This window comes from Rhizobium sp. WW22 (assembly GCF_047041135.1).
Lineage (GTDB): Bacteria > Pseudomonadota > Alphaproteobacteria > Rhizobiales > Rhizobiaceae > Rhizobium.
Window position 1 is genome coordinate 670,395 of sequence record NZ_CP178198.1, and the last position, 24,088, is coordinate 694,482.

Annotated in this window: 24 protein-coding genes and 1 pseudogene; 14 read left to right on the forward strand and 11 right to left on the reverse strand. The window is 59.9% G+C overall.

What is annotated here, in order from left to right; translation table 11 throughout:
* The first annotated feature begins 28 nt into the window (after positions 1 to 28).
* Positions 29 to 1,030: a class A beta-lactamase gene (gene bla, locus ACK83U_RS03420; RefSeq protein WP_112607556.1), complete on the forward strand. Its 1,002-nt coding sequence runs from the start codon at positions 29 to 31 to the stop codon at positions 1,028 to 1,030.
* A gap of 83 nt (positions 1,031 to 1,113) precedes the next feature.
* Here the strand turns inward: bla and ACK83U_RS03425 are convergent, their stop codons facing one another.
* The 4 genes from ACK83U_RS03425 to ACK83U_RS03440 form a co-directional block, all read right to left on the reverse strand.
* The gene (locus tag ACK83U_RS03425; RefSeq protein ID WP_112607554.1) at positions 1,114 to 1,650 is read right to left on the reverse strand and encodes a hypothetical protein; all 537 of its coding nucleotides are present in this window, start codon (positions 1,648 to 1,650) and stop codon (positions 1,114 to 1,116) included.
* A gap of 73 nt (positions 1,651 to 1,723) precedes the next feature.
* Entirely contained in the window at positions 1,724 to 3,229 is a 1,506-nt protein-coding gene (locus ACK83U_RS03430; protein ID WP_112607552.1) for a protein adenylyltransferase SelO, read from the reverse strand.
* Positions 3,230 to 3,299: 70 nt separating this feature from the next.
* A complete protein-coding gene (locus ACK83U_RS03435) occupies positions 3,300 to 3,827 on the reverse strand; it encodes a DUF1697 domain-containing protein (RefSeq protein WP_112607550.1) in 528 nt (175 codons plus the stop codon).
* Between the two features lie 21 nt (positions 3,828 to 3,848).
* Positions 3,849 to 5,942, reverse strand: coding sequence for a S9 family peptidase (locus ACK83U_RS03440; RefSeq protein WP_412474788.1), 2,094 nt, complete (start codon positions 5,940 to 5,942; stop codon positions 3,849 to 3,851).
* A gap of 285 nt (positions 5,943 to 6,227) precedes the next feature.
* Between ACK83U_RS03440 and ACK83U_RS03445 the strand changes: the two genes are divergently transcribed.
* Positions 6,228 to 6,617: a DUF930 domain-containing protein gene (locus ACK83U_RS03445; RefSeq protein WP_112607639.1), complete on the forward strand. Its 390-nt coding sequence runs from the start codon at positions 6,228 to 6,230 to the stop codon at positions 6,615 to 6,617.
* 77 nt (positions 6,618 to 6,694) lie between these two features.
* On the opposite strand, the gene ACK83U_RS03450 is transcribed toward ACK83U_RS03445, so the two are convergent.
* Together ACK83U_RS03450 and ACK83U_RS03455 are read right to left on the reverse strand one after the other, a co-directional pair.
* On the reverse strand, positions 6,695 to 7,027 hold the full coding sequence (locus ACK83U_RS03450; protein WP_112607546.1) for a chaperone modulator CbpM: 333 nt from the start codon (positions 7,025 to 7,027) through the stop codon (positions 6,695 to 6,697).
* A gap of 3 nt (positions 7,028 to 7,030) precedes the next feature.
* Complete coding sequence (locus ACK83U_RS03455) at positions 7,031 to 7,942, reverse strand: DnaJ C-terminal domain-containing protein (protein WP_112607544.1); 912 nt, start codon at positions 7,940 to 7,942, stop codon at positions 7,031 to 7,033.
* A gap of 251 nt (positions 7,943 to 8,193) precedes the next feature.
* Here ACK83U_RS03455 and ACK83U_RS03460 point away from each other — a divergent pair, with 251 nt between their 5' ends.
* Positions 8,194 to 8,985, forward strand: coding sequence for a polysaccharide deacetylase family protein (locus ACK83U_RS03460; RefSeq protein ID WP_112607637.1), 792 nt, complete (start codon positions 8,194 to 8,196; stop codon positions 8,983 to 8,985).
* Between the two features lie 74 nt (positions 8,986 to 9,059).
* Here the strand turns inward: ACK83U_RS03460 and ACK83U_RS03465 are convergent, their stop codons facing one another.
* Both ACK83U_RS03465 and ACK83U_RS03470 read right to left on the reverse strand, forming a co-directional pair.
* Entirely contained in the window at positions 9,060 to 10,229 is a 1,170-nt protein-coding gene (locus ACK83U_RS03465; RefSeq protein WP_112607542.1) for an AI-2E family transporter, read from the reverse strand.
* Between the two features lie 101 nt (positions 10,230 to 10,330).
* Positions 10,331 to 11,197 carry a VOC family protein gene (locus ACK83U_RS03470; protein WP_112607540.1) on the reverse strand — a complete coding sequence of 289 codons (867 nt, stop codon included), beginning with the start codon at positions 11,195 to 11,197 and terminating at the stop codon, positions 10,331 to 10,333.
* 321 nt (positions 11,198 to 11,518) lie between these two features.
* Between ACK83U_RS03470 and trhA the strand changes: the two genes are divergently transcribed.
* Positions 11,519 to 12,187, forward strand: coding sequence for a PAQR family membrane homeostasis protein TrhA (trhA, locus tag ACK83U_RS03475; RefSeq protein WP_112607538.1), 669 nt, complete (start codon positions 11,519 to 11,521; stop codon positions 12,185 to 12,187).
* Here trhA and ACK83U_RS03480 read toward each other — a convergent pair.
* A complete protein-coding gene (locus ACK83U_RS03480; RefSeq protein WP_112335619.1) occupies positions 12,162 to 12,677 on the reverse strand; it encodes a hypothetical protein in 516 nt (171 codons plus the stop codon). The two genes, trhA and ACK83U_RS03480, sit on opposite strands and share 26 nt — an antisense overlap.
* A 359-nt stretch (positions 12,678 to 13,036) precedes the next feature.
* On the opposite strand from ACK83U_RS03480, the gene ACK83U_RS03485 reads away from it, so the two are divergent.
* The 8 genes and pseudogenes from ACK83U_RS03485 (at position 13,037) to ACK83U_RS03520 (ending at position 19,960) form a co-directional block, all read left to right on the forward strand.
* Positions 13,037 to 15,433, forward strand: coding sequence for a putative monovalent cation/H+ antiporter subunit A (locus tag ACK83U_RS03485; RefSeq protein WP_112607536.1), 2,397 nt, complete (start codon positions 13,037 to 13,039; stop codon positions 15,431 to 15,433).
* Positions 15,430 to 15,849, forward strand: coding sequence for a Na+/H+ antiporter subunit B (locus tag ACK83U_RS03490; RefSeq protein ID WP_112335621.1), 420 nt, complete (start codon positions 15,430 to 15,432; stop codon positions 15,847 to 15,849). Before ACK83U_RS03485 ends, ACK83U_RS03490 begins: the two co-directional genes overlap by 4 nt.
* Positions 15,849 to 16,226, forward strand: coding sequence for a Na+/H+ antiporter subunit C (locus ACK83U_RS03495; protein WP_112607534.1), 378 nt, complete (start codon positions 15,849 to 15,851; stop codon positions 16,224 to 16,226). The genes ACK83U_RS03490 and ACK83U_RS03495 overlap by 1 nt, the downstream gene beginning before the upstream one ends.
* Before the next feature lie 4 nt (positions 16,227 to 16,230).
* Positions 16,231 to 17,789, forward strand: a pseudogene (locus ACK83U_RS03500) (Na+/H+ antiporter subunit D).
* Complete coding sequence (locus ACK83U_RS03505; protein WP_112607530.1) at positions 17,786 to 18,259, forward strand: Na+/H+ antiporter subunit E; 474 nt, start codon at positions 17,786 to 17,788, stop codon at positions 18,257 to 18,259. Before ACK83U_RS03500 ends, ACK83U_RS03505 begins: the two are co-directional and overlap by 4 nt.
* Positions 18,256 to 18,630 carry a cation:proton antiporter gene (locus tag ACK83U_RS03510; RefSeq protein WP_112607528.1) on the forward strand — a complete coding sequence of 125 codons (375 nt, stop codon included), beginning with the start codon at positions 18,256 to 18,258 and terminating at the stop codon, positions 18,628 to 18,630. Before ACK83U_RS03505 ends, ACK83U_RS03510 begins: the two co-directional genes overlap by 4 nt.
* 5 nt (positions 18,631 to 18,635) lie before the next feature.
* Positions 18,636 to 18,995: a monovalent cation/H(+) antiporter subunit G gene (mnhG, locus tag ACK83U_RS03515; RefSeq protein WP_210294570.1), complete on the forward strand. Its 360-nt coding sequence runs from the start codon at positions 18,636 to 18,638 to the stop codon at positions 18,993 to 18,995.
* A 533-nt stretch (positions 18,996 to 19,528) separates the two neighbouring features.
* Positions 19,529 to 19,960, forward strand: coding sequence for a MucR family transcriptional regulator (locus ACK83U_RS03520; RefSeq protein ID WP_015339209.1), 432 nt, complete (start codon positions 19,529 to 19,531; stop codon positions 19,958 to 19,960).
* Positions 19,961 to 20,032: 72 nt separating this feature from the next.
* Here the strand turns inward: ACK83U_RS03520 and ACK83U_RS03525 are convergent, their stop codons facing one another.
* Both ACK83U_RS03525 and ACK83U_RS03530 read right to left on the reverse strand, forming a co-directional pair.
* Complete coding sequence (locus tag ACK83U_RS03525; protein ID WP_112607524.1) at positions 20,033 to 20,455, reverse strand: SufE family protein; 423 nt, start codon at positions 20,453 to 20,455, stop codon at positions 20,033 to 20,035.
* A gap of 130 nt (positions 20,456 to 20,585) precedes the next feature.
* On the reverse strand, positions 20,586 to 21,050 hold the full coding sequence (locus ACK83U_RS03530; protein WP_112607522.1) for a DUF5330 domain-containing protein: 465 nt from the start codon (positions 21,048 to 21,050) through the stop codon (positions 20,586 to 20,588).
* Between the two features lie 452 nt (positions 21,051 to 21,502).
* Between ACK83U_RS03530 and ACK83U_RS03535 the strand changes: the two genes are divergently transcribed.
* A complete protein-coding gene (locus tag ACK83U_RS03535; RefSeq protein WP_112607520.1) occupies positions 21,503 to 23,056 on the forward strand; it encodes an ATP-binding protein in 1,554 nt (517 codons plus the stop codon).
* The gene (locus ACK83U_RS03540) at positions 23,028 to 24,044 is read left to right on the forward strand and encodes a peptidoglycan-binding protein (RefSeq protein ID WP_112607518.1); all 1,017 of its coding nucleotides are present in this window, start codon (positions 23,028 to 23,030) and stop codon (positions 24,042 to 24,044) included. The genes ACK83U_RS03535 and ACK83U_RS03540 overlap by 29 nt, the downstream gene beginning before the upstream one ends.
* The last annotated feature ends 44 nt before the right edge of the window (positions 24,045 to 24,088 follow it).

Consider the following 24,088-nt stretch of genomic DNA (forward strand, 5'->3'; position numbering starts at 1 on the left):
CTGCCCGATTCTGCTGGAGGCCTCTCGCATGCCCACATTGCTAACCCGCCGCCGCCTCATGGCAGGCTCGGCGCTGCTTCTTCCCGCCTTGACGCTCGGCCCCGATGCGCTTTTTGCACAGGATAGCGGCACATCACCCCAGACGCCTGCGACAACGGATAATTCGGCGGCACCCGGCGCCGGCAGCCAGGGAATGGAAAGCGACAGCGCAGCGCCGGATAATTCGCAGCTGTCCGACGATGTCGACAAGCAGCTTGCCGATCTGGAAAAAAAGACCGGCGGCCGCCTCGGCGTCTCCGTACTCGACACTGAAACCAATATTTCTCTCGGCCACCGCGAGGAGGAGCATTTTCCCCTGTGCAGCACCTATAAGGCGCTCGCCGCTGGCTTTGTGCTGGCGCGCGTCGATCAGGGCACGGAAAAGCTCGACCGCCGCGTCACCTACGGCAAGGACAAGATCGTCACCTATTCGCCGGAAACAGAAAAGCACGCCGACGGCGATGGCATGACCGTTGCCGAGCTCTGCGCAGCTGCTATCACGCTGAGCGACAATACGGCTGGCAATCTTCTGCTCGAAAGTTTCGGCGGACCTGCCGCGTTGACTTCGTGGCTGCGCACCACAGGCGACACCGAGACCCGCCTTGATCGCAACGAGCCGGATGTCAACCAGGCCGTCAAGGACGACCCGCGCGACACGACGACCCCGGATGCGATGCTGGATTCGATCGGCCTTCTGACACTCGGCAATACGCTGTCGGAAACATCAAGGGAGCAGCTGGTCAACTGGCTCGTCGCCAATACGACGGGAAATAATCGCTTGCGGGCCGGCCTGCCGAAGGAATGGAAGGTCGGCGACAAGACCGGTACCGGCAATAACGGCTCCTACGCCGATATCGCCGTCATCTGGCCGCCGGACCGGGGTGCGATCCTGGTCACGACCTTTGTTGCCGAGGCGACTGCGCCTGCAAAGGACGTCGAGGCAGTGTTTGCCGAGATCGGCAAGATCGTCGTCGGCATGGTCGGGCAATAGCGAGATATCGATAATGAAAACAAGACGATAAGAGAGAAATGTGAATCAGGTCCGTATCGTCTTCAAGTGGTTTGGCAATTGACTCAGACCAGCGCCAATGCCGCAGCTGCGCTGTCCGTTTCCTGATCGCTATCATCATCAGTGTTGCCGGCTCCGAGCTTCTGCTTGATCTCATCGGCAATCTGGTCGTTGATTGCCTTCTGCTCGTCGGCCGGCAAGGACTTGAACGAATCTTCCGTCAGGCCATGCGCCTCGAGATATTGCGCGCGGATCTTCTGAGCCGGCGTCATGTTCGCCCATTTGGCAAACTCGTCGAGAATGTCCTGATCGGATTGCCCGCTTGACGATGCCGAGCTGCTTCCGTCCGCGGCCGCCACGCTATCCTGCTCGCCGCCGTCGGCCGAGGTCGAAGACGACGTGCTGCCGAACTGGCTGAGCCAGAAGCCGGATGAAATCGAGGAGGGGACGCCGCTGGACGAAATGGACGGTCCCTGCGAATCCTCCTGCTGGCCGTCGCCGTCGTCCGGCAGCGAGAAGGGTGTGCTGTCGTCACTGTCGCTGCTTTGCTGGCTGCGGATCGGCGTGCTGAAATAATTTTTGGTGCTGCTGTGCACTTTCATCGTCATATCTCCCGGTGGGTTGCCGGGACGATGACTCTGCAAACCTGTCCGGAGCTTATGTGCTTAAGCTTCCTCAGGTGCCGCAGAAGGTCTGAAGCACCCGTTCTGCCGGCAATGGAGGATCCGCGTAAGGCGCAAAGGCCGGTTGATCCTCGTAAGGGGTCGCTAGCACCTTCAGCAGTGCCTCGAACAACGAGAAGTCATCATCCTCGACGGCAGCTTCGATGGCCTGTTCGATTCGGTGATTGCGGGGAATGAAGGCCGGATTGACCTTGCGCATCGCTTCAGCTCGCGCTGCCGGCGCCTGCGGATCGCGAGCAAGCCGCTCGCGCCAGAGTTCCAGCCATGGCGCAACAGATTGCGGATCGTTGAAAGTGGCGGCGAAATCGCTGACGTCCCCGTCGCCGGCAAGTGCGGCTAGGCGGCGAAACGCGAGCGTGAAATCCGCATTCTGCTGCTGCATCGTCGCCAGCAGCGACTGGATCAGGTCCAGATCGCCGTCCTCTTCGCTCACAAGTCCGATCTTGGCGCGCATGCCGGCAAGCCAATAGGCCTGAAAGCGTTCGCCATAGGCTTTGATGACCGTGTTTGCCAGATCGATCGCCGCATCGACGGACGAGTCGATCAGCGGGATCAGCGTCTCGCCGAGGCGCGCAAGATTCCATTGGCCGATCGCGGGCTGATTGGCATAGGCATAGCGGCCGTTGCGGTCGATGGACGAGAAGACGGTCGCCGGATCGTAGGCATCCATAAAGGCGCAGGGACCGAAATCGATCGTCTCTCCCGATACCGTCATATTGTCGGTGTTCATCACCCCATGGATGAAGCCGACATGGAGCCAGCGCGCGATCAATGAAGCTTGCCGATCGGCCGCGGCTTCTAGCAGTGCAAGATAAGGGTTCTTACGGTCTCTGATTTCCGGGTAATGCCTGGCAATGACGTGATCCGCCAGGGTCCGCACGCTCTCCGTATCGCCCCGCGCCGCAAAGAACTGGAAGGTGCCGACGCGGATATGGCTCGCCGCCACGCGGGTAAATACCGCACCGGGCAATACTTCCTCGCGATAGACAGGCTCGCCTGATGTCACGGCCGCGAGCGCCCGCGTCGTCGGAATGCCAAGCGCATGCATGGCCTCGCTGACGATATATTCGCGCAGAACCGGGCCAAGCGCGGCGCGTCCATCGCCGCGGCGGGAAAACGGCGTCGGTCCCGGACCCTTGAGCTGAATGTCTCGGCGCCTGCCATTGCGATCCTTCACCTCGCCAAGCAGGATCGCGCGTCCATCGCCAAGCTGCGGAACGAAATTGCCGAACTGGTGGCCGGCATAGGCCATGGCGATCGGTTGCGATCCCGGCAGCAGCTCGTTTCCGGAGAAAATCGCCGCAGCATCCAACCTCAAGGCATCGACGTCGAGCCCGAGTTCCCGTGCCAGCACCTCGTTGAACTTGATCAACTGCGGCGCAGCAACCGGCGTCGGCGCCTTGTCCGCAAAGAACTGCGGCGGCAGGCGCACGTAGCTGTTGTCGAAGGCGATCGGCGGCGCCCGAAGCGCGGTGTCATCGTGAAGAGGAGAGCTCATGCTCCTAAGGTAGGGCCGGTGCGTGGGAGGCGCAAGGCGGATATCGTAATCGGCTTTGCTGTTGCCGATTTCAAATTCCGCTGTCCTCCAGCTCCCGTGCCATCTCCGCAAGCTTGCGCACCGTATTGAGATTTCTGGACGTGCCCGCCTTCAGGGCCGGCAGCTTCAGCTTCGAGCGTCCGGAGCCGTCGGGGTAATGCACGTAGATTTCGCGGCCGGCGATATGCACTTCCTCGCCCTCGGGTGCGACGAGCTTGGTGAGTGCATCTTCCGGTGCCGCCTCCTGTAGGAAAGTCACCAGCAGGTAGTTCGGCTTGGCGTGCGGGAAGGGCGAAGTATCAGCCGCCCTTTCTAGAGCCTCGCGGCTGCGTAGGATCACGCCCGGAGATTTGCCCATCTTAGCCGCCAGTGCCTTTTCAAGCCGAGCCTGCACCGTTGCCTCATCCTCCCCGGCGCGGAAGACCACATTGCCGCTCTGAATATAGGTGCGCACATCCTTGAGGCCGATCTCTTCGCACAGTGCCTTGAGATCGGCCATGGACAGCATGCCGGTGCCGCCGACATTGACGGCACGTAGCAGGGCGACGAAGACGGTCATGGTTTCCTCCCGCCGTTCCGTTTACATCTTTTCTGCGACCTTGACGGCGAAGGCGTATTCGAACGCCACTTCCTCGAGCCGCTGGAAGCGGCCGGAAGCGCCGCCATGGCCGGCATCCATGTTCGTCTTCAGGAGAATAGGCGCATTGCTGGTGGTTTTCTCACGCAGCTTGGCGACCCACTTGGCCGGTTCCCAATAGGTGACGCGCGGATCGGTTAGGCCGCCGAGCGCGAGGATCGGGGGGTAGGGCTTCTCGCCGACATTGTCGTAGGGACTATAGGCGGCGATCTGCTCGTACTCTTCCTTGCTCTCGATCGGATTGCCCCATTCCGGCCATTCCGGCGGCGTCAGCGGCAGAGTGTCGTCGAGCATGGTGTTCAGTACGTCGACGAAGGGCACGGCGGCGATGATGCCGGCGAATTTCTCCGGCGCCATGTTGGCGATGGCGCCCATCAGCATGCCGCCGGCCGATCCGCCCTCAGCGATGATCTTCGTGTAAGAGGTGAACTTCTCCTGATTCAAATAGTCGGCGGCTGCGATGAAGTCCTTGAAGGTATTGGTCTTCTTTTCCATCTTGCCGTCTTCGTACCAGGCAAAGCCCTTGTCCTTGCCGCCGCGGATATGGGCGATGGCATAGACGAAGCCACGGTCGGCGAGCGACAGGCAATTGGTGTTGAAACCGGCCGGGATGGTAACGCCATAGGCGCCATAACCGTAGAGCAGACAGGGGGCCGAGCCGTCGAGGGGCGTGTCCTTACGATAAAGCAGCGTTACCGGCACGGTCTCGCCATCCCAAGCGGGTGCGAAGACGCGGCGCGTCACATAGTCTTCCGGATTGTGGCCAGAGGGCACTTCTTGCGTCTTCAGCAGAGTGCGCTCGCGCGTCACCATATTGTAGTCGTAGAGCTGGCTCGGCGTCGTCATCGAGGAGTAGGAGAAGCGGATGACATCCGTATCGTATTCTGCCGCACCCTGCAGGCCGAGCGCATAGGCCTCCTCCTCGAAGGCGATCGCGTGTTCCTCGCCGGTACGACGGTCGCGGATGATGATGCGCGGCAGGCCGTCCTTGCGCTCCAGCCAGAGGAGATGGCGGGCATAGGCGAGATGGCTGAGGATCAGCGTGCCCGGCTTATGCGGCACGACTTCACGCCAGTTTTCCTTGCCTGGGTTCTTCGCCGGCGCTTCCATGATCTTGAAATCCTTGGCGTCACCGTCATTGGTGAGAATGTAGAAGACGTCGCCGCCTTCGCTGATCTCATATTCGATCTCGGTTTCGCGCTCGGCCACGATCTTGGGCTCGGCGGTCAGATCCGAGGTCGGGATGATGCGGTATTCGCTGGTCTCGTGATCGTGGATATCGATGAAGATGTAATCGTCGAGCAGCGAGCCGCCGACGCCCATGAAGAAGCCAGGATCCTCCTCCTCATAGACGAGCCGGTCGTCCGACTGCGGCGTGCCGATGCTGTGATGGAAGATCTTCGAGGGGCGGTGGTTCTCGTCCTGATGCGTGTAGAAGAAGCTCTTGCCGTCGGGCGCCCATACGGCATCGCCGCCGGTATTCTCGATCACGTCGGGCAGATCTGCGCCGGTCTCGAAATTGCGGATCTTCAGCGTGAAATATTCAGAACCCTTGTCGTCATAGCCCCAGATGCCGAGGCTGTGATCGGAGGAATGATCGAGGCCTGAAAGACGGAAATAGGATTTTCCCTCGTTCTCCTTGTCACCGTTCAGCAGCAGCTTGCGTTCGCCGCCGTTGCGCGGTTCGCGGAAGAAGTGGGGCTGCTCGCCGCCGGTGACGAAGAGCGTGCCGTAGGCATAGGGGCCATCCTTCATCGGTATCGAACTGTCGTCTTCCTTGATACGACCCTTCATTTCGCCGAAGAGAACCTTCTGCAGCTCTTTCGTGTCCGCCATCGCCGCGTTCATGTAGGTGTTCTCCGCCTCCAGATGCGACCGGATTTCCGGCGCCAGGATCGACGGGTCCTTGAACATGGCCTGCCAGTTGTCGGCCCGCAGCCACGCATAATCGTCGGTGCGGGTAATGCCGTGACGTGTATCGGTAAACGGCTTCTTCGGAGCGGCAGGCGGGGTGGGAAGATTCTTGAAAACTGACACGAGGGGCGCTTTCTCTGGAGTGAAAGTCGGATGTGAAGTGAAGAGAGAAATAGAGGGCAGCGACGTGAGGTTCAAGCGGCAAGTCTCTTCCTCAAGCTCCATGCAAGCAGCCGATATTAGTCTTGCTGAACCGTGCAGCTTGTGGGAGGCCGCATCGGGGCGTGCCTTGATGAGACCACATTCTTTCTCGAAGTCGGCATACAGTGCGTCGACACGAAGGCAATCAGCCTTCTCCGATGGAGCGAACGCACTCAAATCCAAAACAATGCAAGGGACCGGTTCTTCATGCTGAAACTCTTCGCCATCTTAATTCCATTGGCCAGCGTCGCTACCTCCGCCTTCGCCGTCGATGCGGCTATCAAGAAGCAGCTGGAGAAGCTCAATCCCTCGGAACGAATGGAGCAGGCGTGCGATGCAGAGGCCATGAAGCGGATCGGCACGGACAAGACGGGTTTCAAGCCGGACAAGGTGATCGCCTACACATTCGGCGATCCGGATATGCAGCCGGATGCCATGAATGCGCCCGGCGCCGTCTTTCGCAGCAAGGGTGACTGGTATCACCTCTCATATACGTGCGTGACCGGGCCGCAGCATATTCATGTCCGCGATCTGAGCTATCAGATCGGTGACAAGGTGCCGCGCGACGCCTGGCAGGAGCATTATCTTTACGATTGAGCGTCCGGGTGAGACACCAAGGGTCTCCGGACATCACTTCATGGCGGCCATGTTCTATCCTGAGCTAGCTCGCTGCCTTATCGCCGTCTCAGCGATTCCACACGGGTCAGCTCCGCTAGGATGTGGTCCTGCACATCGGGCGGCTGCCGGCATACGGCATCCGTCAGGTCGCGCAGTGTCGCCCTGAGGCTGTGAAGCTGATCCACCAGGTCCATGACGACATCGACGCCCGGTTCATTGACACCCATCGCGCTGGCGAGATCGAGGATGAGCCGGCCGCGCGCAATGTCGGCTTCGCGAAAGTTGCGTCCCTCATCCGTGACCTCGGGCACGACCCAGCCCTGAGATATCCAGACTTCCAGCACCGTGGTTTCGATCCGGAGATGCAGCCGAAACTCGCTCTCGTTCATCGCTTATCCTCCCATGGTCTTTCTGGGATCTTGCGCCTTACCTGCCTCCCATTCGGAAACGAAGCGCGTCAGTTCGGGATCCGGCGCATCTGGAAGGACGATCTTCAGCGAGACATAGGCATCGCCATTGTCTTTGCCGCGGACAGGGGCACCCTTGCCCTTCAAACGCAGTACTTTGCCCGTATTGGAGTTCGGCGGCAGCGTCACCGTAACTGCGCCGGATGGCGTCGGAACCCGGATCTTGCCGCCAAGCACTGCCTCGCTCAGCGAAATCGGCACTTCCATCCGGATATCGTCGCCATCGCGAGTGTAGACGCTGTGCGGGCGGACACGCACCGCAATCAGCGCATCTCCTGGCTTGCCACCGTTGAAGCCTGGATCGCCCTTGCCCTTTAGCCGAAGCGTCTGCCCATCACGTGTTCCCGGCGGGATTTGAACGTCCAGAGCGGGGCCGTCCGGCAGACTGATCTGCTTCTTGGCGCCGTTGATGGCGTCGAGAAAATCGACCTCCATCGTGTAATGACGGTCTTGACCCTGCATTTGCGATTGGCCCCGGCTGCGCCGCGAGAAGAAGCTGGAAAATATATCGTCGGCATCGCCAAAATCGGCAAAGCCGCCCGCATTCTGATAGGGACCGCGATGGCCTTCCTGTGCCGCATAATCACGGTAGTAGTTGCGCGGCGCCTGTTCGGCGCCGCTGTTGTCGATTTCTCCGCGGTCGAATCGTGCACGCTTCTCCTCGTCGCCGAGGATGCCGTAGGCTGAGGAGACCTCCTTGAACTTGTCCTCGGCTTGCTTGTCGCCGGGGTTGAGGTCCGGATGCAGCTTCTTGGCAAGCTTGCGATAGGCGCTTTGAATATCCTTTTGCGGGGCGTCCCGCTTTACGCCCAAAACTTCATAGGGATCGCGACTCATACATGTCTCTCTTTGGGAGCACGGAAAAATACGCAGATAGTGTCACGCCAATCTCATATCAATCGTAGCATAGACGCGATGAGGTTGAAGCCCGTTTCACGCCTGATGCATTTCCGATGTGAAATGGCATAATGCCGCCAGTCTGCCATATTTCCGGCGTGTTGCCGGATGATGGCGGGCATTGCGGCTGGGAATGGCATCATCTTCCTGCCGCCAGATTTCGTTTGCTTGATCGATCCGGTGGCCGCCTGATGAAACGCCTTTTGCTGACATCCATGCTCTTGTTTGCCGCAAAGCTTGCTTTTGCCGCCCAGTCGGAGCAGCCGCCTGCCGGTTGGCCGCAATTGCCGCCGAAGGCCCCGGTTTCGAAGGTCAAGCTCGTCGAGCCGCATCTGCACGTCGATCGTGCAGGCAAGGGCACACCCCGCATTGCGCTTACCTTCGATGCCTGCATGGGCAAGACGGATCCGCGCATCTTGAGCACGCTCGTCGATCAGCGCATCCCGGCAACCATCTTCGTCACCGCGCGCTGGCTTCGGACCAATCCGGACGCATTGAAGGTTTTCCTTGCCCATCCCGATCTCTTCGAACTGGAAAACCACGGGCAGAACCATATCCCGGCTGTCGATGTCCCGACCAAGGTCTATGGCATTGCCGCCGCCGGTTCGCCGCAGGCGGTTGCCCAGGAAGTTCAGGGCGGCGCCGATGCGATGACTGCCGCAGGCATCCCGCAGCCGCGCTGGTTCCGCGGCGCGACCGCGAAATACACACCCGCTGCCATCATGCAGATCCGCGGCATGGGCTATCGGATCGCCGGCTATTCGGTGAATGGCGACAGTGGGTCGCTGCTGCCGGCCAAGATGGTGGAAAAGCAATATGCCTCCGCGAGGGATGGCGATGTCATCATCTCCCATATCAATCAGCCGACGCACGCGGCGGGTGAGGGGGTAGCGGCCAGCATCCTAGCGCTAAAGGCAAAGGGCGTTAATTTCGTTCGCCTGCAGGATATCGCCGAAAAGGGCGATGACGACACGACGAACTGATCGCCAGATCGGCCGGAATATTTCCAGGAATAGTGCGCGGCACTTTTCCGTGCGGGGCGGCAAAAGACAATGCTCTAACCCGGCAATTGCGGCTGGGCTTTTTCCTCGATGAAAAGCTCGTCGATGACGGTCATGACGATCAAAGACAGTGGCAGGGCCAACATGGCGCCGACGGCGCCCCACATCCATGTCCAGAAGATGATGGCAAGGAAGACGACAAAGGGATTGAGCTCCAATTGACGTCCCATGACTGCGGGAAAGACGAGGTTTTCCACGGCCATATGCACCCCGAAGAAGGCTACGGCCGGTGCCAGACCGAAAATGATGTCCGAATGGGTGACGATGCCCGCGATCGCGAGCGAGAGCGTCATCGTGGTCACGCCAAGGAACGGAATGAAGCTGGATACGAAGGCGAAAACGCCCCAGAGAATCGGCACGCTCATGCCGCCGACATAGGCGATCACAGTCATCGCCACGCCGATCCCGACATAGATCAATGAAGCGGTCGCGAAGTAAAAGCCCAGCACCCGCTCCACGGCATTGATGATGCGGATCGCAGCCAGGCGGGATGCTCTCGTGGAAAAGGTCATAATGATCGTCTTGCGCAAGCTCACCCTGCCGGCGAGGAACAGCAGCAAGGCAGCAAAGAAGATCAGGATCTGTACGATTGCAGGCGTGAGGCTCGTGGATACGAGGTGCAGCACATTGCCGCTGTTTTCGAGCACGGTGCTGATCGAGACAGGGCTGCCCTGAAATGTTTCGGACGAGATATGCAGCCATTTGAAACGGCCGAGATAGGGCATCAGCCGGTCGGAGGTCCGTTGGACGAAATCGGGCAGCTCCTGTGCGAGCGTGGCCACAGGTCCGGCAAGCGCATTGACAATGAGGAAGATAACCAGCGCGACGCCCGATGAAAGGAGGACAGCGTTCAAAACGCGAGGCACGCCGAGCTTGCTGAGCTTTTCTGCCGCAAGCCCAAGAATCATGCCGACGACGACCGCAAGCGTCACCGGAATGAGGATCAGCGACATCATGTAGACGCCCGCCAAGGCGAACATGAGGAAGATGCCTATGATCGCCCAGGAGGCGGCGACATCAAGCCTGCTGCGCCTCGAGCCATGGGACATGTCGAAAATACTGTCCTCGCCGCCGTCATCGGCGGATGCATTGCGTTCCGCGTCGGGCCTGCCTTCGCGTATAATTGTTGCTTCCGATCGCTGCGTGACGAATTTATCGACTTCCATGCCCTGCGGGTTCCTGAAGGCACGATCGCCTCACCATTCAAACGCGGAAAGGCTTGTTCCGGTTCCGTAACGGGCATGAAGCGATAGCGAATAGAAGCAAATCAGGCGATCAGGTTCAGCCCAATGCCCCAGGGATCGCGCAGCGATATGCCACCATCACGTTTCTCGGTCTTGATTTCGTGCTTCTCCAGAGCCGCTGCTGCCTTGTCGAGCGCAGCCTTGTCGTTGAACCGCAGCGTATAGTCGGAAAGGCCGGTCATATGCTCGCTGCGCACGCCGGCACCCCGGCTGTTCCACGTATTGGCGCCGAGATGATGGTGGTAGCCGCCGGTGGCAAGGAAGGTCGCGCCCGGATAGCGCGCCGCCATGACCTTCATGCCGAGCACGTCGCGATAGAAGGCGTTCGCTTCGGCCACATCGCCGACCTGCAGGTGGATGTGGCCGATGGCCGAGCCCTCAGCCATGCCGTCCCAGCGATCCTGCGGAGCGCTTTCGTAGAGCTTCTGCAGATCGAGCCGGAGCGTAGCCATCTCGACCGTGCCGTCATCGTGAAACGTCCATTGCTCATGCGGCCGGTCGGCATAGATCTCGATGCCATTGCCTTCCGGGTCGGACAGGTAAATGGCTTCACTAACGATATGGTCCGAAGCGCCTTCCAGCACGACATTGTTTTGGGCGGCATGGCGAAGCCAGCGCGCCAGCTCGACGCGGCTCGGCATCAGGAAGGCGGTGTGAAACAGGCCGGCGGCCGTTGTCGGCGCACGCGTCGCGGCCCGATCCGTCGTCAGCGTCAGAAGGGGATGACCGGTGACGCCCAAAACCTCGCCGCTTGCCGTCTTCTCGATGACCTTCAGGCCAAGCATATCCTGGTAGAAGCGCGACACGAGCGGTAGATCGGTAACGACAAGATGGGATCCGCCGACATAGGCAGGACGGGTCAAGGCGTAGGAGGGGGCGGCTTCGGTCATGGGGTGAGTTCCAACCTCGATAATCTTGAAAAAGGCAACCGGCGTCGGCGGCAATGGCCGCCAGCGGCGGGCAGGAGGGTTTCGCCGGTTGATATGCCTCTTTGATCCCCTGGCCCGCTGTACTTGCACATTCATATGGCGGATTTCGATTGTTCACAGAAGGCCATAAATTGCGGATTGAGCGTTCGCTTTCCATTGACGGGGCGAGCAGGCCGGCAGCACGCCATTCACGAAGATTGATCGATGCGCGCGTTTGGCGCAGTTGCGTCCTCTTCGCTCCGGTGCAAGGATCGATGCGCTACGGAAACGGAACCGGATGAAATGACCGAGTACAGAGGCATCCGTTGGGCCTATGACCGATATGAGATTATCGCGGACGGCATCGTCAATGGTGTCGGCGTGGTCTTCGCGCTGATCGGCGCCACCGTATTGATCTTCTATGCGACGGTTTGGAGCTCCTACGGCGGTATCGCCGCCGCCTGGATCTATGGCGTCGGTCTGGTGCTGACGCTCGGGATGTCCTTCACCTACAATTTATGGCCCGTGTCCAGGACGAAATGGTTTCTCCGCCGCTTCGATCATTCCTTCATCTATGTCCTCATCGCCGCCACCTATACGCCGTTTCTGGAGCGGGGGGCCGAAGATCCGCTGCTTTTGGGCGTGCTGATCGCCGTCTGGGTCTTTGCGGCCTTCGGCATCATCCTGAAGGTCCTTTTCCCGGGACGCTTCGATCGACTGGCGATCCTGCTCTACCTTGCGATGGGCTGGAGTGGCGTCCTCGTCGCCGAGCCCGTTTCCATGCATATCCCGTTTGCCTCGATGCTGCTCATCGTCATCGGCGGCGTGATCTATTCGCTCGGCGTGGTCTTTCACGTCTGGGAAAGGCTGCGTTTCCAGAACGCCATCTGGCATGGCTTCGTCGTTACCGCGGCCGCCGTACACTATTCTGCGGTGCTGACCTGTTTCAGCCTGTCGCCGGAAAATTTTTGACGATCTCGGCTGTGGGCGCGCATTTCTTCGTCGAACGCAGGCTGCGCACCAGGCGCATGACGACGGCGTCGTAGCGCTGCATATCAGCCTTTGAATAATCCATCTGGAAGAAGGCGGCGCCTCCGTTGCAGAGCGCGACCCCACGCACATAAACGATGCGCCCCTGCCTCGTGCCGGAAAAGCTGATGCCGCGAGAGTTCGATTTCGAATAGGAAATTTTCCAGCCCTGGTCCCTGGCGAGCGCCACGCGCCCATTCGCCTCCGAAATGAAATCGCCATTGGCGATCATCGTGCCGAAGACCTGCAGCGAAGCCGAGCGATCTGCCGGCGATAGCGAAAGCCGGTCGGTATCCTCGGAAGGGGCGGTAAGACGGAATTCCGACGGCAGCTCGATCGCATAGCCAAGACCTGCATTGTCATAGGACCACCAGTCCGCGGCAGAGACCGGGATGGTCGAAAGGAGCAGGAGGCTAATGACGCGGGTGAGCATTGCGGTTTCCGGGAGGCAGGGTCTGCAAACCGGTCAAGAGTAGCGCTTTTTTGAGCGCAATTTCCATAGCGGTTCAGAAAATACCGATAAATTAGCGCAAATTCATTACAACTTCATTGCGAGCCATGCAGTAATGACGGGAATTCGGCAATGATGCGACGTCCAAACCGGCATCGTGGGCTTCCGGACGATCCGTTATGTCCGGCAACCGCTAAGGCCGCTGGCAGCAAAAATCGATTTCAGTGGTTTAAGTCCGGTTTTCCCTCGGCAGGGCTTGAGGCCATGTGCCCTTTCGCCTATCCCTTCAAGACCGCTACGGCTTTGCCGGATTCTGCATAAACGTTCAGTTTGGGGGGAACATGGCCGCCGCCGCCGCGGGCCTGACATTCCTGGCTCTATGCCTGCCCTTTCTCGGTGCGCTGATCGCGCCGGTTGTCGTTCGGCGTTTGGGCCACGATGCGGCGTGGCTCCTGGCGCTGCTTCCCGGCTTCGCCTTCCTTCATTTTGCGAGCCTCCTTCCCACTGTCGCCGCCGGTCGCGTCCAGCTTGGCGGTTTCGATTGGGTGCCGAGCCTTGATCTTAGGTTTTCCTGGCTGATTGACGGCCTGTCGCTCACTTTCGCTCTGCTCATCACCGGCATCGGCACGCTGATCGTCCTCTATGCCGGCGGCTATCTGAAGGGGCATGTCGATCTCGGCCGATTCTTCTCGTTCATCTTTCTTTTCATGGGCTCGATGCTCGGGCTCGTGGTTTCGGACAGTTTCCTGACGCTCTTCGTCTTCTGGGAGCTGACCTCGATCACCTCCTTCCTGTTGATCGGCTTCGATCATCATCGGGAAGCGTCACGGCGGGCGGCGCTGCAGGCGCTCGTCGTCACTGGCGGCGGCGGGCTTCTGCTGCTGGCTGGCCTGCTGTTGATCTGGCAGGCGACCGGTATCGGCGCAATATCTGATCTCCTGAAGGCGGGCGATATCATGCGCGCAAGCCCGTTCTATCTTGCAGTCCTCATTCTTGTGCTCGGCGGCGCCTTTACCAAATCGGCGCAGTTCCCGTTTCACTTCTGGCTGCCGAATGCCATGGAAGCGCCGACCCCGGTCTCGGCCTATCTGCACTCCGCAACCATGGTAAAGGCAGGCGTCTACCTTCTCATGCGGCTCAATCCGGTCATGGGCGGGACAATGGCCTGGCAAACGATCCTGCCGGCCTTCGGCGCAGCGACACTGCTCGTCGGAACTCTACTTGCCATTCGCCAGACCGATCTGAAGCTGAAGCTTGCCTATACGACAGTCTCCTCGCTCGGCCTGCTCGTGATGCTCACCGGTTTCGGCACGGATTATGCCGTCGAGGCCGCCGTCCTCTATCTCGTCGCGCATTCGCTCTTCAAGGGCGCCTTGTTCATGGTCGCCGGCATCGTCGATCATGAAACCGGGACGCGCGATATCACCCGGCTTGGCGGCCTGCGTTCGGCCATGCCGCTGACCTTTGCAACCGCGCTTGCTGCGGCGGTGTCGATGGGTGGTCTGCCGCCGGCTTTCGGCTTCCTTGCTAAGGAAGAAATCTATGCTGCGCTCGCGCAGTCATCGCCGGCTGCGATCCTCCTCACCATCATCGCCGTGGCCGGCAATGCGCTGATGTTTGCCATCGCCTTTGCCGTGGCGTTGAAGCCGTTCATAGGGCCGCGCATCGAAACGCCTCACCAGCCGCATGAGGCGCCACCGTTGCTCTGGTTGGGGCCGGTGGTGCTCGCTCTTCTCGGCCTCCTGTCGGCTTTGTTTTCGGCCCCTTGGCACGCGTATGTCTCTTCGCCAATGGCGAGCGCGGTCGGCGGCAAGCGATTGGAGATTTCGATCTCCTTGATCCCGCATATCGGCTTGCCTTTGGCGCTTTCGCTGGTCACCGTCCTGATCGGCGTCATCGTCTACTGGCAGCTCGATCGCGCCCGCTTCCTGATGTCCGTCGTGCTGCGCGCCCTCGGGCCTGGACCGGATCGCGGCTTCGACGGCTTCATTTCCGGCCTGGTGCGGCTGTCGCATGGCGTCTTCCGTCTCCTGCAGCCCGGCCGGCTGGAAATCTACGTCACCATCACCTTCCTCTGCCTGGCGGCAATGCTGCTGATTCCTCCTATGATCCACGGCGAACTGCCCGCCATGCCAGCCTGGCCGAACCTGCAATGGCATGAGGCGACGATCTTCCTGATCGCGGTCATCGGCGTTGCGGCGGTGGTCTTTGCGCGCGACCGGCTGACGGCGATCGTTTCGCTCGGCATCCAGGGCTTTGCCGTCGCCGTCATCTTCCTGCTGTTCGGCGCGCCGGATCTTTCCTTCACGCAGTTCATGGTCGAGACGCTTGCGGTGGTGATCCTGGCGCTTGTCATGACGCGCCTGCGGCTTTCGCCTTCCGATCGCCGGCCACCGCTCGCCAGGACCGCCCATGCCGTGCTTGCCACTGCCTGCGGCAGCGGCTTTGCACTCCTGCTGCTGAAGGTGACCCAGGCGCCGTTCGATCTGACGCTGACCGCCTTCTTCAATCAATATTCGAAGCTGATCGCGCATGGCGACAATGTGGTGAACGTCATCATCGTCGACTTCCGCGGCACGGATACGCTCGGCGAAATCGCCGTCGTCGCCATAACCGGTCTTGCGATCCTGGCGCTGATCCGTATCCGGGCGGGCGGCGAACGCAAACTGGCGGCGAATGACCCTGATCTTGAGGAGAAGCTCGGTTTCGAGGAAGGGATGGAGGCCAAGCGCTCATGAATACGCTGATCTTCCGCACCGCCGCGCCGTTTCTGACGGCCCTGATGTTGCTCTTCTCCGTCTTCGTGCTGCTGCGCGGCCATAACGAGCCCGGTGGCGGCTTTATCGGCGGCCTGATCGCGGCTTCGGCGCTCGCGATCTATGGCATCGCCTGTGGTGTGACCGCGGTCCGGCGCGCGATTGTCTTCCATCCGCTGTCGATTGCCGGCTTTGGGCTGCTTGCGGCCACCATCGCAGGCATCCTGTCCTTGTTGGCTGGCGTGCCGTTCATGACGGGGCTGTGGATCTATCCGCATCTCTTCGGTGTCGAAGTGCCGCTTTCCACCGTCATGCTCTTCGACACAGGTGTCTATCTGGTCGTCGTCGGTGCCATCACCTCGATCGCGCTCGCGCTCGAAGAGCGGGAGGTGGATTGATGGAAGCCGTCTTCGCCGTCGTCGTCGGCATCTTCTTCACCGCTGCGATCTATCTGATGCTGTCGCGATACTCGATCCGCATCATGCTCGGCATTGCGATCCTCGGCAACGCCGTCAACCTTCTGCTGTTCACGGCCGGCCGGGTCACGCCCGAAGTGCCGCCGATCATTCAGAAAGGGGCGGCCACGCTCGATCTTGCAGCCGCCAATCCGCTGCCGCAGGCATTGATCCTGACTGCGATCGTCATTTCCTTCTCGTTCCTGGCCTTTCTGCTTGTCCTGACTTATCGGGCCTATCAGGCCTTGAAAACCGACGACACGGACGAAATGCGGCTCGCCGAACCGGAGGAGCGGCCACTGCCGCCCTTGGGGTACTGACGCCATGGCCGGACCCACGGATACCGCAATTGATCTCTCCCAAGCGCTGGTTGCCGCGCCGATACCGATGGGACATTGGCTCGTTATTTCGCCGATCGCCTTGTGCATCGGGCTCGGTGCGATCCTTCTGATGCTGCGCAATCGCACCGAATGGCAGGCGGCGGTCGCCATTCCCGGCCTTGTGCTGCTAGTGCTGATCGATGCCGCCTTGCTCTATAGGGTCCTCCGCGAGGGCGCCGTGACCATGGTCATGGGGCGATGGCTGCCGCCCTTCGGCATCGCCTTCACCGTCGATATTTTCGGCGCGCTCATGGCCTTGACGGCGGCGGTCGTCGCGCTAGCTGCCAGTTTCTATTCGCTTGGCGAAATCACCGGGAGCAGCCGGCGATATGGCTTCTTTCCATTCCTGATGCTGCTGCTTGCCGGCGTCAGCGGCGCCTTTCTGACAGGCGACGTCTTCAATCTCTATGTATGGTTCGAGGTGCTCCTGATCTCTTCCTTCGGCCTGCTGATCCTTGGCTCGGAGCCGGAGCAGATCGACGGCGCCCTGAAATATGCCGTATTGAACCTCATCGCGACCACGCTCTTCCTCGTTTCCGTGGGTTATCTCTACGCTGTTTTCGGCACGCTCAACATGGCCGATATCGCGGTGAAGGTGAGGGCGGGTGACAGCAACGCGCCGCTGATGACGCTCGCCGGCCTGTTCCTGCTGGCTTTCGGCATGAAGGCCGCCGCCTTCCCGGTCAATTTCTGGCTTCCAGCCTCCTACCACACCCCGCGCATCACCGTTTCGGCTTTGTTTGCCGGCTTGCTGACCAAGGTGGGCATCTATGCACTGATCCGGATTCTGGTCATGCTGTTGCCTGTCGAGCGGGCAGGGCTCGGCCCGCTTGTTACGATCATCGCCATCGTGACTATGCTTGTCGGGGTGATGGGTGCGCTGGGTGCAAATGATATCCGCCGAATGCTGGGCTACATCGTCATATCCGGCATCGGCACGATGCTGGCGGGCGTGGCTCTCGGCAGTGTCGACGGTCTCAGCGGAACGATCTTCTACGCCTTGCATTCGATGGTGTTGATGACGGCGCTTTACCTGATTGCCGGGCAGGCGGCGCATCTCGGCGGAGGCTTTTCATTGACAGTCCTTGGCGGCATCTATCGCCAAAACGGCTGGTTTGCCGGCCTCTCGCTGGTCCTGTTCTTCGCCATTAGCGGCCTGCCGCCATTTTCGGGCTTCTGGCCTAAGGTCGTACTCGTCAAGGCGGCGTTTGCGGCGGGGGCCTGGTGGCTCGCCGCGGCAATCCTTCTTGTTGGATTCCGACGACCATCGTTTTCGGGCGGGTGTTTCTGCTTGCCTATTGGCGTTCCGCCGCAGCCAGCGCCACGGCGGAGCGGATGAAATGGCATGCCACGCTGCCGCTTCTTGGTCTGACCCTGCTTGTCGTGGGCTTCGGCTTGTTTCCGGAATGGCTCCTGCGCTTGACGCATGCGGCCGCTCTCGGCCTCGAGCAGCCGACGGCCTATCTGCAATCCGTCTTTCCGGCGGCGGGAGGCGCTCAATGATCCTGTTTATCTTCAACCTGCTGCTTGCCATTGTTTGGGTGGCCATCACTGGCAGCGCCTCTTTCCTCAACCTCCTGTTCGGCTTCGTCCTTGCGGCAGTTGCCCTGTCGATCGTCCGGGCGTCCTATGGAGGAGGGCTCTATCTGGGCCGGGTGCGCAAGATAATTTCGCTGTTGCTGCTGTTTCTGGGTGAGCTTGCCAAATCGGCCTGGGCGGTCGCCGTGGCGGTCATGAGCCCGAAGATCGACGTGAAGCCCGGGATCTTTGCATTTCCGCTGACGGTCGACCGTGATTTCGAAATCACTCTACTTGCCAATCTGATCACGCTGACGCCCGGCACCCTATCCGTCGATGTTTCCGACGACCGTAAGATACTCTACGTGCACGCGCTCGATTGCTCCGATCCGGAGGCCATCCGGCGCAGTATCGCAGATGGTTTCGAACGCCGGATCATGGAGGCTTTCCGATGATCGCCGCATCCGTTGTTTCGGCCGGTGCCATGGTGGCGCTCGGCATTCTGAGCGTGGCGTTCCTGCTGACCGTCTATCGTGTCGTTGCCGGCCCGACATTGCCGGACAGGGTCCTGGCACTCGACATGCTGGTCGCGATCGCCATCGGCTTCATCGCTGTCATTGCCATCAAGACCGGGTTCACGCTGTATATCGATATCGCCATTTCGCTCGGTCTTGTCGGCTTTCTCGCCACCGTCGCCTTCGCGCGGTTTATCCTGACGCAGGCACAATCGAATGCGGCCGAACGGGTCGGCGCTGGGCAGAATGCCGACGTCATTGCTGAGCGCGGAAAGATACGAAGGCGCAAGCGAAAGAAGGGAGGCCGATAGTGGATATGCTTTGGGCCGTCATAGTAACGGCGCTTCTACTTTCGGGTGCGTTGTTCTCGCTTATCGCGGCGATTGGCATCGTGCGTCTACCCGATCTCTACAGTCGCATGCATGCCGCGTCGAAGGCGGGCACCGTCGGCTCCGGCCTGTTGTTACTTGCCGTCGGCATCCACTCGCAGGACATGGCGATTCTGGCGCGGGCATTGGCCGGGTTTGTTTTTTTCATCTTGACGGCGCCCATTGCGGCGCATCTTCTCGCGCGTGCGGCACACAAGGCAGGCCATCGGCTAACGCCGCCTTCAGTACGGGATGAACTCCTCGCAAGAGAGCAAATCGCAGTACGAGGATATAGAAAAAAGGGCTAACAAACGCGGAAATTGTTCTATTAGGAATAACTTTTCGCGTTATTAGTTACCTGCTTTTTAATAGATGAATTTTTTGCAAAGAAATGTAGGGATTAAAAACTGGACATTTGGGTAAAGAGTGCTAATTCAGATTCAAGTAGAGTTCTGATGTTAAGTTAGTCTCGACCGGGTTTAAGCTCTCGATGCTTTTATCTTTCTTTGATAAAACGCTGAGCAAAACTTTCTTCCGGTAAGCGATTAAAGATCGTTATCGCGGGTCACTAATTTTGATATCAGGCGGCAAGGGGCGGTTTTCTCTCGCATGAGGTCTAGGGGTGGATTTCATGCTGCGGGAAATTTGGCTTTATCCACCGTTTTCTTGCTGTCGACTGCTACGAATACGGGCAGTGCGTTCGCGCGGATTGCTCGGCGCTGGGAGATAGCGAAATCAACAGATTTCTTTAGCCGGGCGCAAAATTATTTAGCAACGTTGCGTCCTGCGTGCTCTTCGTAGGCGTGGACGCAGCAGGCAAGCCGATGAACAGGAGAACACAATGACAGATGCGGCCCTCGGCAACGGGCAGGAGTTACTGGTTGAACTGACTGCCGACATTGTTGCGGCCTATGTCAGTAACCATGTCGTACCGGTCAGCGACCTTCCGAATTTGATTTCCGACGTACATTCCGCCTTGAGCAGCACCTCGGCTCCGGCACCTGCCGTAACCGTGGTCGAAAAGCAGAAGCCGGCCGTATCCGTTCGTAAATCCGTACAGGATGACCAGATTACCTGCCTCGAATGTGGTGGCAGCTTCAAGTCTCTGAAGCGCCATCTCATGACTCATCACGGCCTCTCGCCGGAAGAATATCGTGAAAAGTGGGATCTCGCTGCCGATTACCCGATGGTAGCACCGGCTTATGCGGAAGCCCGTTCACGCCTTGCAAAGGAAATGGGCCTCGGCCAGCGCCGCAAGCGCGGCGCCCGCTAAGGGCTTCATGACAGACTGAAGATAATCCGGCTTTCGGGCCGGGTTATCTGCAATGATTGCTGGAAATCCAACCTACGCCGCGGTCCTGACCCGAGCCTCTTCGCGAATACGCTTGATCATCGAGCGCAATCCATTGGCGCGCTGCGAGGAGAGATGCTCCACCAGGCCGATCTTGCCGAAGACGTCGAGTGCGTCGAGAACGGCGATTTCCGAAGCCGGCTTTCCGGAATAGGTTGCAAGCACGATCGCCACCAGCCCACGCACGATATGTGCGTCTGAATCGCCTTCAAAGGTCAATATCGGATTGTCTGGATCGCCAGATGCATGCGTGACGAGCCAGACCTGGCTCGCACAGCCCTGCACCTTGTTTTCCAGCGTCCGCTTTTCCTCCGGCAGGTCGGGCAGCGCCTTGCCGAGCTCGATCACAAAGCGGTAGCGATCCTCCCATTCGTCCAGGAAGGAAAAGTCTTCGATGATCTTCTCAAGCGGTATCATTGCAGCAGTCCAAATTGTCCGTTGCCTTGGATATAGGCGAAACCATGCGTGATTTGAACCCGGGACAAGAAAGAACGCCGCTGCCCCTAAAAGGTCCGCGGCGCTGAAGTTGGGGCCAATGGAAGAAATGTCAGATATGTGGGCGCGGCATCGGCAGCGGAATAGAGGACGGCAGCTTGACCGTGCCGGTAACGACGACGTCAGCCGTTTCTGTACCAGTGATGCGCTTGGCCGGCATCGGCTGCGCCATGGCGGCAACCTGATCGGTGTTAGCGTGAGGCGTCGCGACATTGGCTTCGGCGGCAGACTGCTGATCCTTGAAGTGGCGGCCGAGCATATCGTAGGCGACGCGGGCGCCGTCGCCAACCTGATAGCCGAGCGCCGTCAGTGTTTCGCCGCCCTTAGCACATACATCCGGCTTCTCATTGCACATGGCGCCGACATATTGCACGACACCGGAGGCGGCTGAAATCGCATCGGAAACCTGTAGCGTCGTTTCACCTGCCGGCCGGGGAGCACCCTCGGGCTTTGCAAAGATCGGCAGGAACATGAGAACCAGCGAAAACCAGAACCCTGCTCTAATCAGAAACCACATCGCCTAGCCCATCCTCTCTGTCGATCGGCTCGATCGCCGATTCGGACTTGCCCGCCCGATCTGGTTCGAACCTACCCGGCAGAGGACAACAGCGCTTTTCAAAACTCGGCAGCATTTTCTGCAATTTTGATTCAAATTTTAGCTTTCCGACTTTGAAGAACACTTTGGTTCAAATTGTAGCAATTGATGTTAAGCATGTCTCGCCGGATGCCGTTGATATGCAGGGCTTTGCGGCGGCCGGCCTCGTCACAAAAGTTAACGCGCAGCGGAAATATGAATAAAATCCGTTGCTTACCTGCTGTTAACCACAAAAAGCAAAGGTCGCTCGTTCTGCGCCAAAACGGGATTTTGAAGGCTTTTCGGCCGCCCGGCCCGTTCCTTCTTTATTCTTTCCTTAAGCCGCCGGAGCCTATTGTGCAGTCCGATAAGTGACCGTTTTGACGGGTTGTAGCGTGCGCGTATTGAGTGACATTTCTGTCGGGGCTGAAGCTCTCGTGGACCGGGTAGGCCGAAGCTGGCTCTCCCGGACGAGCGGGAATGGCGAAGTCCGTGGGCAGGAACTGGCGATCCTGCGCCGACTTGCGCTCGCCTCTTCCGTCGCGCTGTTTGCTGTTCCGGCCGGCCTTTCCTTTATTACCAGTCCGGCCGTGGCGCTGCCTGCCGGTGTGGCCACAGTCTGCGCGGCCTTCCTCTTCTCGGCCGTCGGCAGCATCGCGCTGTCGCGCCAGCGGCCCGAATCTCGTCCGGCCGAGGCCGTTGTCGTCGAGCACCGCGACCTGATGCTGGAGTCGGCCTTCGGTCTCGTCCTGCTCTTCGATTCCCAAGGCAATGTGACGACGGTGGGTGGTCGTGACCGCGCAGAATTCCTGAGCTGGATGCGCGATCCCACCGGGCGTGGTTTCGTCGAGCAGATTCATGTCTCGGACAGAATCGTCTTCCTGCAGGCAATCGATGTGCTGCGCCAGGGCAGGGATGCCCATGGCGCCGATTTGCGGCTGGAGCGCTCCGCGGTCGTGGGTGGCGATCAGCAGTTCGTTCATGCGCGGATGGAATTGAGTGCACGCCGCGATGCCGAAGGGCATCTGACGGCGATCATCGGGCAATTGCGCGATATATCGCAGGACCAGCAGCTTCGCGATGATGCGGCGCGCAAGGCGGCCGAAGCGGAATCCGCCAACGACGCCAAGTCACGCTTCCTCGCTGCCGTCAGCCACGAGCTGCGCACGCCGCTCAACGCTATCCTGGGCTTCTCCGATATTCTGAGCGGCGAATATTTCGGCAAATTGGAAAATGACCGCCAGCGCGAATATGTCGGCTTGATCCGCCAGTCGGGCGCCCATCTTCTGTCTGTCGTCAATACCATGCTCGACATGAGCAAGATCGAGGCCGGCCGCTACGAACTGCTGCTCGAATCCTTCGCGATCGAAGACACCATTGCGACGTGCGAAGCAATGCTGGGACTGCAGGCGAAGGAGAAGGGGTTGACGCTGACAAGCCGTATCCAGCGCGGTCTCGGCGAGATCGTCGCTGACCAGCGGGCGATCCAGCAGATCCTCATCAACCTGGTCGGCAACGCCATCAAGTTTACCGATGCCGGCGGCGCGATCACCATTGACGCGGCGATGGCCGATGGCATGCTGAAATTGTCGATCGGAGACACGGGCATCGGCATTGCCAGCGAGCGCCTTGCCTCGCTCGGTCAGCCCTTCGTGCAGATCCAGAACGATTACACCCGTCGTTACGCCGGCACCGGCCTCGGTCTGTCGCTGGTCAAGGGCCTGGTCGGCCTGCACGGCGGAAACTTCTCGATCGCCAGCGCGCCGGGCGAGGGCACAGTCATTACCATCCTCATTCCGTTCGACGGCTCTGGTGCCGTGACGATGCAGCAGCCTGTGGATGTCAATCGCCCTGTCGATTTTCCGCCGCGCCTGAAACATATTGTGGAGATAGATGAAGGGCGAAATAAGGAACTGATGAATGGCCCCGCAAAAGCGAAAATCGCCTAAGGGAAGGGGGAAGGGCAGGCGCAAGCAGCCCGGCCTGGCTTCCCGTGGTGCGGTTGCCCTTGGCAGCCTGAGCCTGCGCGGCAGCACCGCGCTGGGCGGCCTTGGCCTTCGCGGTGCGGGTGCGCTCGCCGCTCTGATCGGCAGTGCAGTCGGCCGTCATCCCGCCATTGCTGGCGGCGTCGCGCTCTTCTTCGGGGTTTTCGGTTTCGTCACCGCCAACGCGCTCTGGTATCAGACGGGCGCGCATCCATCGCCCATATTGCGAACCCGTGATCCGGCGTCTCCCTATCAGATCCCCGGCCGCAAATCCTTTTTGCATGCACAGCAGGCCGACGCAGGCAATGTCACCACCTTCCGGATCGAGCGGCAGGATTCGGCGTCTGATCTCGCCCCGCCGTCGTCAACCGGCCAGGTCGCAGCACAATCGTCCAGCGCGCCGTCGAAACTCATTGCCGATATCCAGGGCGAACTTATCCGACACGGCCTTTATGACGGCGCCGTCGATGGAAAGCCGGGATCGCGCACGACATCGGCTATCCTTTTCTTCCAGGAGGCGTCGGGCCTCTCACAGACCGGCACGCCGACGCCGGAACTTCTCGCCGCCCTTAAGGCCAGCAATGCCGCAAACGCCCAGGCTGCAAGCTACAAAATGAATACGACAGCTGTTGTTCCCGCCGCACGCCCCGTCAATATTTCCGCTACGGCGGATGCGATCGACCCGGTTGCCGCCGCCATCCAGAATGCCGAGAAGAACATTAAGACCGGCGCCGTCGCGGCCAAGGCGACGCCCAGCGATGCGGTCAACATGGTCATGCAGATCCAGAAGGGCTTGAGCAACATCGCCTACAGCAACGTCAGCATCGACGGTGTTGCCGGAGAGCAGACGAAGGCAGCTATCCGGCGTTTCCAGAAGCACTATCGCTTGCCGGAGACCGGGGAGCCGAGCATGGCGGTCCTCAAGAAGCTGCAGGATATCGGCGCGCTTTGAGCGTGTCGTCCGAACGCTTATCCCTCGAGTTGGCACAATCGGGT

What these genes read in the sequence shown, in the direction of transcription:
- bla (WP_112607556.1), top strand. Translation starts at nt 29, where the DNA reads ATGCCCACATTGCTAACCCGCCGCCGCCTCATGGCAGGCTCGGCGCTG.
- ACK83U_RS03425 (WP_112607554.1), bottom strand. Translation starts at nt 1,650, where the DNA reads ATGAAAGTGCACAGCAGCACCAAAAATTATTTCAGCACGCCGATCCGC.
- ACK83U_RS03430 (WP_112607552.1), bottom strand. Translation starts at nt 3,229, where the DNA reads ATGAGCTCTCCTCTTCACGATGACACCGCGCTTCGGGCGCCGCCGATC.
- ACK83U_RS03435 (WP_112607550.1), bottom strand. Translation starts at nt 3,827, where the DNA reads ATGACCGTCTTCGTCGCCCTGCTACGTGCCGTCAATGTCGGCGGCACC.
- ACK83U_RS03445 (WP_112607639.1), top strand. Translation starts at nt 6,228, where the DNA reads ATGCTGAAACTCTTCGCCATCTTAATTCCATTGGCCAGCGTCGCTACC.
- ACK83U_RS03450 (WP_112607546.1), bottom strand. Translation starts at nt 7,027, where the DNA reads ATGAACGAGAGCGAGTTTCGGCTGCATCTCCGGATCGAAACCACGGTG.
- ACK83U_RS03455 (WP_112607544.1), bottom strand. Translation starts at nt 7,942, where the DNA reads ATGAGTCGCGATCCCTATGAAGTTTTGGGCGTAAAGCGGGACGCCCCG.
- ACK83U_RS03460 (WP_112607637.1), top strand. Translation starts at nt 8,194, where the DNA reads ATGAAACGCCTTTTGCTGACATCCATGCTCTTGTTTGCCGCAAAGCTT.
- ACK83U_RS03465 (WP_112607542.1), bottom strand. Translation starts at nt 10,229, where the DNA reads ATGGAAGTCGATAAATTCGTCACGCAGCGATCGGAAGCAACAATTATA.
- ACK83U_RS03470 (WP_112607540.1), bottom strand. Translation starts at nt 11,197, where the DNA reads ATGACCGAAGCCGCCCCCTCCTACGCCTTGACCCGTCCTGCCTATGTC.
- trhA (WP_112607538.1), top strand. Translation starts at nt 11,519, where the DNA reads ATGACCGAGTACAGAGGCATCCGTTGGGCCTATGACCGATATGAGATT.
- ACK83U_RS03480 (WP_112335619.1), bottom strand. Translation starts at nt 12,677, where the DNA reads ATGCTCACCCGCGTCATTAGCCTCCTGCTCCTTTCGACCATCCCGGTC.
- ACK83U_RS03485 (WP_112607536.1), top strand. Translation starts at nt 13,037, where the DNA reads ATGGCCGCCGCCGCCGCGGGCCTGACATTCCTGGCTCTATGCCTGCCC.
- ACK83U_RS03490 (WP_112335621.1), top strand. Translation starts at nt 15,430, where the DNA reads ATGAATACGCTGATCTTCCGCACCGCCGCGCCGTTTCTGACGGCCCTG.
- ACK83U_RS03495 (WP_112607534.1), top strand. Translation starts at nt 15,849, where the DNA reads ATGGAAGCCGTCTTCGCCGTCGTCGTCGGCATCTTCTTCACCGCTGCG.
- ACK83U_RS03505 (WP_112607530.1), top strand. Translation starts at nt 17,786, where the DNA reads ATGATCCTGTTTATCTTCAACCTGCTGCTTGCCATTGTTTGGGTGGCC.
- ACK83U_RS03510 (WP_112607528.1), top strand. Translation starts at nt 18,256, where the DNA reads ATGATCGCCGCATCCGTTGTTTCGGCCGGTGCCATGGTGGCGCTCGGC.
- mnhG (WP_210294570.1), top strand. Translation starts at nt 18,636, where the DNA reads ATGCTTTGGGCCGTCATAGTAACGGCGCTTCTACTTTCGGGTGCGTTG.
- ACK83U_RS03520 (WP_015339209.1), top strand. Translation starts at nt 19,529, where the DNA reads ATGACAGATGCGGCCCTCGGCAACGGGCAGGAGTTACTGGTTGAACTG.
- ACK83U_RS03525 (WP_112607524.1), bottom strand. Translation starts at nt 20,455, where the DNA reads ATGATACCGCTTGAGAAGATCATCGAAGACTTTTCCTTCCTGGACGAA.
- ACK83U_RS03530 (WP_112607522.1), bottom strand. Translation starts at nt 21,050, where the DNA reads ATGTGGTTTCTGATTAGAGCAGGGTTCTGGTTTTCGCTGGTTCTCATG.
- ACK83U_RS03540 (WP_112607518.1), top strand. Translation starts at nt 23,028, where the DNA reads ATGGCCCCGCAAAAGCGAAAATCGCCTAAGGGAAGGGGGAAGGGCAGG.